We start from the raw sequence: 8,282 nt of genomic DNA on the forward strand, positions 1-8,282 counted from the left end.
CCGGGAGGCCGGTCCCCGGAGCCGCGCCCGCCGGGGCGGACGCGCGGGCCGGGTGCGCGGGGGCGGCGGTGGCCAGCACCGCCACCGCCGTGGCCAGGCCCAGGGTCAACCGCCGCGGCCTCGTGGCCGTACCAGCTGTCATGTCGCTCCGTCCCGTGTCCGTCGGTCGCCGTCCGCTGTGGGCGCTGCTGCGCACCAGGCTGGGCGCAGAGGCGGACGGGGAGACCGGCGGACACTCCCGGAGTACTTCATTCCGGTCAGCGCCGTCACCCGTAGGTGATCAAGCGGCACACCCGCGGGTGGTCAGGTGAGGGCGGAGCCGGCGATCCAGTCGGGCCAGGAGAGGTTCCAGCCGCCCAGCCCGTTGTTGGGGGCGACGGTCTTGTCCTGGGAGTTGACGACCTCCACCACGTCGCCGACCAGGGTGCGGTCGTAGAACCAGCCGGCCGGGGTGTCGGAGCCGCCGCCCTTGTCGTCGCGCAGGCCGACGCAGCCGTGGCTGGTGTTGGTGCTGCCGAACGTGTCGGGGCTGGCCCAGTAGTTGCCGTGCAGGAAGGTCCCGGAGCTGGTCAGCCGGATGGCGTGCGGCACGTCGGGGATGTCGTACTCGCCTCCGAAGCCCACGGTCTGGCCGTTCATCCGGGTGACGTCGAACATCTCCATCACCACCATCTTGCCGTTGTACGTGGTGGTCTTGGGCGCCCCGGCGCTGATCGGGACGGTCGACAGCACCTCGTCGCCGCGCCGTACCACCATGGTGTGCGCGGCGGCGTCGACCGTGGAGACCTGGTGGCGGCCGACGGTGAAGCGGACCTTCTTGCTCTGCAGGCCGTACGAGCCGGGCGCGGCCTCGACGTCGCGCAGGGCGATGTCGACGGTCACCTCGGTGCCCGCCTTCCAGTACTCCTTGGGGCGCAGGTCCAGGCGGTCGCGGCCGAACCAGTGGCCGACGACCTCGACGGGCGGGGCGGACCTGACGGTGATGGCCCGTTCGACGGCGGCCCGGTTCTCGATGGACCTGCTGAACCGGAACGAGATGATCATGCCGGTGCCGACGGTGGAGCGGTGCTCGGGCTTGAAGTACCCGATGAACCGCTCCTCGGGGACGTAGGTGGTGAAGGTGGTGTGCCGGGCCTGGCGGCGGCTGTGCCCGTCGAGGGCGACCGCGTCCACCGTGTACTTGGCGGCCAGCGCCAGCTTCCCGTGCTCCGGGTCGGGACTCCAGCTCAGCCCGTCCTCGGCGATGGTGCCGGGGACCTCCTCCTGCTGCGCGTCCTCCACCTTGACCACCTTGACCCGCTCCAGGCGGCCCTCGGGCACGGTCACGGACAGCGGGCCCTCGGCCGGTACGCCCTTGGCGTTGTCGTCCGGGGTGATCCGGATGGCTTCCTCGGCGGAGCGGGGTTTGCCGGGCAGGCCGATCTCGACGGGAGGCCGCCCGTCCTCGGTGCATCCGGCGAGGCCGCCCAGCAGCACGGCCCACACCGCCATCGCGGCCAGGCCCGCCCCGGTCCGCCGACACGTCACTAGTCTCACGCCCCGTCCAACGACAGGGGCCCTCCGGGGGAAACGTGAGTGCGGCGCACGTTCCTGACGTTGCAGTCCGGGCAGAACAGTGGGAAGGACCAGACGGGGGCGGGCCCGGGCCGGGACGCCGGGGCCGCACACCCCACCCCCGCCGTGGCCTGGAAGAGCCGTGGAGGCGGGCAGGTGTCGAGCGCAGCGGAGCAGGAGGCGGTGGAAGCCGTCGGGGGCGCGGTACGGGGCGGCGGCGCGGCCGCACCCGTGCCGCACGTGGTGGGGCAGGTGAACGGCCGGGCACAGGCGGCCCCGCGGCCGGCCCCGGCGGTGTGGCCGGGGTCGGCGCACCCGCTGGGAGCGCGTTACCGCACCGGCCCGGACGGGGTCGCGGGCACCAACTTCGCCCTGTGGGCGCCGGCCGCGGAGGCGGTCGAGCTGTGCCTGTTCGACGCGGCGGGCGCGGAGACCCGGTGCGCGCTGGCCGAGCTGACGCACGAGATCTGGCACGGCTTCGTGCCCGGGGTACGGCCGGGCACGCGCTACGGCTACCGGGTGCACGGGCGCTGGGACCCCTGGACCGGCGCCCGTTTCAATCCGGCGAAGCTGCTGCTGGACCCGTACGCGCGGGCGGTGGACGGCGACTTCCGGCTGCCGCCCGAGGTGTACGGGCACGTGCGGGACTGGCCGCAGCAGTACATCGCCGACACGGTGCGCGACGACCGGGACTCGGCGCCGTACGTACCCAAGGGCGTGGTCGTGCACGATGACGACGACTGGGCGGACGACGTCCGGCCGAAGACCCCGTGGGCGGACTCCGTCATCTACGAGCTGCACGTGCGCGGGTTCACCATGCGCCACCCGGACGTCCCCGCGCAGCTGCGCGGCACGTACGCGGGGCTGGCGCACCCGGCGGCGGTCGAGCACCTGACCCGGCTCGGGGTGACGGCGGTGGAGCTGCTGCCGGTGCACCAGTTCGCGCACGAGGACCACCTGCTGCGCCGGGGGCTGCGCAACTACTGGGGCTACAACTCGGTCGGCTACTTCGCCCCGCATGCCGGCTATTCGTCGTCGGGGACGGCCGGGCAGCAGGTCGGCGAGTTCAAGCGGATGGTGCGGGCGCTGCACGCGGCCGGGATCGAGGTCATCCTCGACGTGGTCTACAACCACACGGCGGAGGCCGGCGAGCTGGGCCCGACCCTGTCGCTGCGCGGCATCGACAACCGGGGCTACTACCGGCTGCAGTCCGACCAGCGCCGCTACGCCGACTACACGGGCTGCGGCAACACCCTGCACGCGGGCCGGCCGCACGTGCTGCGCCTGATCACGGATTCGCTGCGGTACTGGGTCACGGAGATGGGGGTGGACGGCTTCCGCTTCGACCTGGCCGCGGCCCTGGCCCGCTCGATGCACGACGTGGACATGCTCTCGCCGTTCCTGGCCGTGATCGCCCAGGACCCGGTGCTGCGGCGGGTGAAGCTGATCGCGGAGCCGTGGGACGTGGGGGCCGGCGGGTACCAGGTGGGGGCCTTCCCGCCGCTGTGGACGGAGTGGAACGACCGCTACCGGGACGCGGTGCGGGACTTCTGGCGGGGCGCGCTGCCCGACGTACGGGACCTGGGCTACCGGCTGTCGGGCTCCAGCGACCTGTACGCGTGGGGCGGCCGGCGCCCGTACGCCTCGGTGAACTTCGTGACGGCTCACGACGGGTTCACCCTGCGCGACCTGGTGTCGTACGAGCGCAAGCACAACGAGGCGAACGGGGAGGACAACCGGGACGGCACGCACGACAACCGGTCCTGGAACTGCGGCGCGGAGGGGCCGACGGACGACGCGCGGATCCTCGCCCTGCGGCGGCGGCAGCTGCGGAACCTTGTGACGACCCTGCTGCTGTCGACGGGCGTGCCGATGCTGGTGGCGGGGGACGAGTTCGGGCGCACCCAGGAGGGCAACAACAACGCGTACTGCCAGGACAACCCGACGGGGTGGGTGGACTGGTCGCTGCTGCGCGAGCCCGGCTGGCAGGAGCTGTTCGCCCTGACCCGGCGGCTGCTGGCGCTGCGCCGGACGCACCCGGTGCTGCGCCGGCGGGCCTTCTTCTCGGGGCGGCCGCAGGGGGTGGACGGGCTGCGCGACCTGGCCTGGTTCACCCCGGAGGGCGAGGAGATGACGGAGCAGGACTGGTACGCCCCGGCGGCGGCGCTGGGCCTGTACCTGTCGGGGCGGGACATCCCGGGCCGCGACGAGCGGGGGCGGCCGGTGGCGGACGACAGCTTCCTGGCCCTGCTGCACGCCGGGGACCGGCCCCTGTCGTGGGAGCTGCCGGGGGCGCCGTGGGCGTCGTCGTACGAGGTGGTGGTCGACACGGCCCGCGAGGAGCAGGGCCCGGCGCCGGCGGTGACCTACCGGGCGGGCCTGCGCATCGCGGTGGCTGCCCGCTCGGTGCTGCTGCTGCGGGTGACGGGCTGAGGACGTGGCGGGCTGAGGACCGGGAGGAAACCCCGCCCACCCCTACGATGATGTGCTCATCACACTTTCTTCACGAGGGGGCGAGCACATGGCGGGTGTCACGAGCGCACTGCGGGAACTGCGCGGGGCGCAGAAGTCGGCCAAGGGGGTCTCGCTCTACTCGCGCTTCGTCAACCGGCCGGCCGGGCGCTACCTGGCCGCCGGCTCTCACGCGCTGGGCCTGACACCCAATCACGTCACCCTGATCAGCGCGGCCTTCAGCTTCGCGGCGATCGCCGCCGTCGCCCTGGCCGAGCCCTCCTGGGCGCTGGGCGTCGCGGTGTGGGCCGCACTCGCCGTCGGCTTCGCCTTCGACTCGGCCGACGGCCAGCTGGCCCGGCTGCGCGGCGGGGGCAGCGCGGCCGGCGAGTGGCTCGACCACGTCGTGGACGCCGCCAAGCTGACCGCGCTGCACAGCTGCGTACTGATCGCCTTCCACCGCTTCCCCGACAGCTACGGCACGGCCGCCGACGGCTGGCTGCTGGTGCCGCTCGGCTTCCAGTTCGCCGCCGTCGTCACCTTCTTCGGCGGGCTCCTGACGGAGAAGCTCAAGCCCAGGCCTGCCCCCGGCAGCCCTGCCGCCGCGCCCTCGACCCTGCGCGCGGTGGCCCTGCTGCCGGTGGACTACGGCGTGTTCTGCCTGGTGTTCCTGCTGCTGGGCGGCGGGGAGCTGTTCCGGTGGGCGTACGCCGTACTGGGCGCGGTGGCCGCGCTGTTCCTGCTCGCCTTCCTCGCCAAGTGGTTCCGGGAGCTCAGCGCCGTTCGGCGGTGAGCGGCTCGGCCGACAGGCCCGGGAGCGCGGGCTCGGCGAGCGCGTCCAGCGCCCGGCGCAGCTGGGTGCTGGAGGTGTGCACCGTGTAGGGGAAGTAGACGACGTCCACCCCGACCGCGGCGAAGTCCGCCTCCAGCTTGTCCCCCTTGGGGGTGCCCCGCCAGTCGTCGCCCTTGAAGATGACGTCGAAGCGGACCTGCTTCCAGGTCTCGACCTTGTCGGGCACCGTCTCGACGAAGGCGGCGTCGACGTACTTCACGCTGCGCACGATCTCCAGCCGCTCCACGAGCGGGATCATCGGGCGCCGCCCCTTGGCGAGTTCGGCCATCTCGTCGGACACCACTCCGGCGACCAGGTAGTCGCACTGGCTCCGGGCGTGGCGCAGGATGTTCAGATGTCCGATATGGAACAGGTCGTAGGCTCCCGGCGCGTATCCGACGCGATACGGCTTCCGGGCGGGCGCACCATGGTCGGACATGTCGTGCTCCGTCATCTCTTACCCCCCAGCGGCCGCACTCCCCAGTGCGGCTGATCAGCTGACAATAGCGCGCACGTTCCGGGGCGTGCGGGTGAACGATTAGGGTGTGCAGCGCATCATCCAGGGGGGAAAGGGAAGTTCAGTGCCAAGATCCGGTCACCGGCGACTGCTGCTGGTTTCCACCAACTACGCTCCCGAGCATGCGGGGATCGGCCCGTACGCCACTCAGATCGCGGAGCACTGGGCGGATCTCGGCCACGACACCCATGTCCTCGCCGGCATGCCGCACTATCCGTCGTGGTCGCTGGAGCCGGAGTACAAGGGGGCGCTCCGGCGCACGGAACGGCGCGCGGGGGTCACCGTGCACCGGCGCGCGCACACGGTGCCGGCCCGTCAGACCGCCGTGAAGCGCGCCCTGTTCGAAGGATCGATCCTGCTGCACGGCACCGTGGCCCCGCCGCGGATGCCGAGGCCCGACGCGATCCTCGCCCAGATGCCCAGCCTGGCCGGCGGGGTCGTCGCCGCCCGGCTCGCCGCCCGCTGGAAGGTGCCGTACGTCCCGGTCGTGCAGGACCTGATGGGAGCCGCGGCCGCGCAGAGCGGCATCAGCGGCGGCGACAAGGCCGCGGCGATCGCGGGCCGCGCCGAGGCGTACGCGCTGCGGCGCGCGACCCTCGTCGGCGTCATCCACGAGACCTTCGTGGACCGGGTCGTCGGCATGGGCGTGGACCCGGAGCGGATCCGGCTGGTCCCCAACTGGTCCCACGTGCCCTCCCCCACCAAGCCGCGCGCCGAGACCCGCCACCACCTGGGCTGGGCACCCGACCAGAGAGTCGTCCTGCACTCCGGCAACATGGGCCTCAAGCAGGGCCTGGAGGTGCTCGTCGGGGCCGCCCGGCGCGATCCGGACGTCCGGTTCGTCCTCATGGGCGACGGCAGCCAGCGCGCCGCGCTCGCCGAGATGTCGGCCGACGTGCCGAACCTGGACATCATCCCCCCTGCCGCCGACGGCGAGTTCCCCGATATCCTCGCGGCGGCGGACGTCCTCGCGGTGACGCAGCACGCGGCGGTGCTGGACATGAGCGTGCCGTCGAAACTGACCTCCTACTTCGCGGCCGGCCGGCCCGTCGTCGCCTCGGTCGCGGCGCAGGGCGGCACCGCCCAGGAGGTGGAGCGCTCGGGCGCCGGGGTGCTCGTACCGCCGGAGGACCCGGACGCGCTCCTGAAGGCCGTACGGGCCCTGACCGAGGACCCGGAGGCGGCCGACGCACTCGGCGCGGCCGGACCCCGCCACGTGGCGGCGCACCTGAGCCGCGAGGCGGGCCTGGCCCGCATCGACGCACTGATCGACGAAGCACTTGGGGGACACCGGCCGTGAGTCAGACACACCGCCCCGCGGCGGCCCCGGCCGAGGACGAACCCGACCTCCTGCGGGACCAGTTCCGCCAGCTCCTGCGCTACCGCAAGCTCATCGGCGCCGGCGTGGGCATCGGCCTGCTGGGCGGTGTCTACCTGGGCATATCCACCGCCGACACGTACGTCGCCACGGCCGACGTCGTGCTGCGCACGCCCGCCGACGACCCGTTCAACCCGACCATCGCGGCCGACAAGACGGTCAACATCGGCTCCGAACGGCAGACCGCGCTGAGCAGTTCCATCGCCCAGGAGGCCGCCAAGAAGCTCGGCGTCCCCGAGTCCGGCCTCGCCGGGCTGCGCAGCGGCCTGCAGGTCACCAACCCGCCCCAGTCCATGGTGCTGCGCTTCACCTACACGGCCGGCACCCCCAAGGCCGCCGCCACCCGCGCCAACGCGATGACCGAGGCGTACCTGACCAGACGCCGGGCGGCGCTGGAGGACACCCGCAACACGATGGTCAAGGGGTACAAGGACCAGCGCGACCCGGTGGCCAAGCAGCTCGACGACCTGGTCAAGCAGATCTCCTCGATGCCCGCCGGCCCCGGCCGGGACGCCGCCTACACCTCCAAGACCGACCTCCAGAGCAAGGTCAACTCCCTCAACGGCTCCATCGCCAAGCTCGAAGCCCTCGACATGACCCCGGGCCGGGTCACCACCACCGCGACCCCGCCCGCCGACGGCGACGGCCCCGGCGTGCCGATGTCGCTGGCGCTCGGCGCCGCCGTCGGTCTCGCGCTCGGCCTGCTCGCCGCCTGGGTCCGGCTGGTCTTCGACCCGTCCCCGCGCTCCGACGGCGACGTCTCACGGGCCCTGCGCGCCCCCGTGCTCGGCACCCTGCCGCGCGACCGGACCGGCGGCGGGCCGCTGCTGGCCGCCGGCGAGGCCGACCCGAGGCTCGCCGAGGAGTACCGCTCGGTCGCCTTCCGGCTCGCGTACGACGCACGGTTCGCCGACCGGCGCCGGCTGCTGGTGGTCGCCCCGCGCGGCAGCAGCGAGACGGCCGCCGCGGTCGCCGTGAACCTGTCCGCGTCCTTCGCCGAGACCGGCAAGGACGTCCTGCTCATCGAGGCCGACCTGCGCACGCCGGTGCTGGCCAGCCAGCTGCCGACGGACGCCGGCGGGCGGCCGCGCTGGAGCCAGATGCCCGGCGGCGCCGGGCACGCCGGACACGCCGACGCCGAGTGGCCCGACGGGCGCCAACTCGTCGTGGACGCCGGCGAGTCCGGCACCTTCGACCTGATCCCCGGCGACCGGGTGCGCAACGTGCCGCGCTCCCTCACCTCGCCGCGCGCCACCCGCCTGGTCTCCGAGGCCGACTCCCAGAACTCCACCGTGGTCGTGCTCGCGCCGCCCGTCCTGTCCTACGCCGACGCGCTCGCGCTCGTCGACCGCGTCGACGGCGTACTCGTGGTCTGCGACCCGCGTGCCGTGCGCCGCACCGACCTGGCCCGCATCCGCGAGCTGATCAGCGGCGCCGGCGGCACCGTGCTCGGCGCGGTGCTGCACGGACCGCTGCCGGGCGAGAAGCGCGGCGCCGGCCGGGGCGCGGCGAAGGCCGGCAAGGGCGCCGCCGCGGACACCGCTCCGGCC

General features: G+C 73.5%; 6 protein-coding genes. 4 read left to right on the forward strand and 2 right to left on the reverse strand.

From position 1 onward, the window contains the following. Positions 1-303: 303 nt before the first annotated feature. A complete protein-coding gene (locus GPJ59_RS29885; RefSeq protein ID WP_219671042.1) occupies positions 304-1,491 on the reverse strand; it encodes a L,D-transpeptidase in 1,188 nt (395 codons plus the stop codon). Positions 1,492-1,710: 219 nt separating this feature from the next. On the opposite strand from GPJ59_RS29885, the gene glgX reads away from it, so the two are divergent. Continuing rightward, positions 1,711-3,987: a glycogen debranching protein GlgX gene (glgX, locus tag GPJ59_RS29890; RefSeq protein WP_219671038.1), complete on the forward strand. Its 2,277-nt coding sequence runs from the start codon at positions 1,711-1,713 to the stop codon at positions 3,985-3,987. Positions 3,988-4,075: 88 nt separating this feature from the next. Further along, the gene (locus GPJ59_RS29895) at positions 4,076-4,798 is read left to right on the forward strand and encodes a CDP-alcohol phosphatidyltransferase family protein (protein WP_219671039.1); all 723 of its coding nucleotides are present in this window, start codon (positions 4,076-4,078) and stop codon (positions 4,796-4,798) included. Here the strand turns inward: GPJ59_RS29895 and GPJ59_RS29900 are convergent. Further along, positions 4,779-5,276 (reverse strand): adenylyltransferase/cytidyltransferase family protein, encoded by a 498-nt coding sequence (locus GPJ59_RS29900; protein WP_219671040.1) that lies wholly within the window; start codon positions 5,274-5,276, stop codon positions 4,779-4,781. The two genes, GPJ59_RS29895 and GPJ59_RS29900, sit on opposite strands and share 20 nt — an antisense overlap. A gap of 172 nt (positions 5,277-5,448) precedes the next feature. Here GPJ59_RS29900 and GPJ59_RS29905 point away from each other — a divergent pair, with 172 nt between their 5' ends. Then, a complete protein-coding gene (locus GPJ59_RS29905; RefSeq protein WP_219671043.1) occupies positions 5,449-6,654 on the forward strand; it encodes a glycosyltransferase family 4 protein in 1,206 nt (401 codons plus the stop codon). Next, on the forward strand, positions 6,651-8,282 hold a 1,632-nt coding region (locus GPJ59_RS29910; RefSeq protein WP_219671041.1), incomplete at its 3' end, for a polysaccharide biosynthesis tyrosine autokinase. The genes GPJ59_RS29905 and GPJ59_RS29910, both read left to right, overlap by 4 nt.

It is taken from the genome of Streptomyces bambusae (assembly GCF_019400985.1).
Classification (GTDB): Bacteria; Actinomycetota; Actinomycetes; order Streptomycetales; family Streptomycetaceae; genus Streptomyces; species Streptomyces bambusae_A.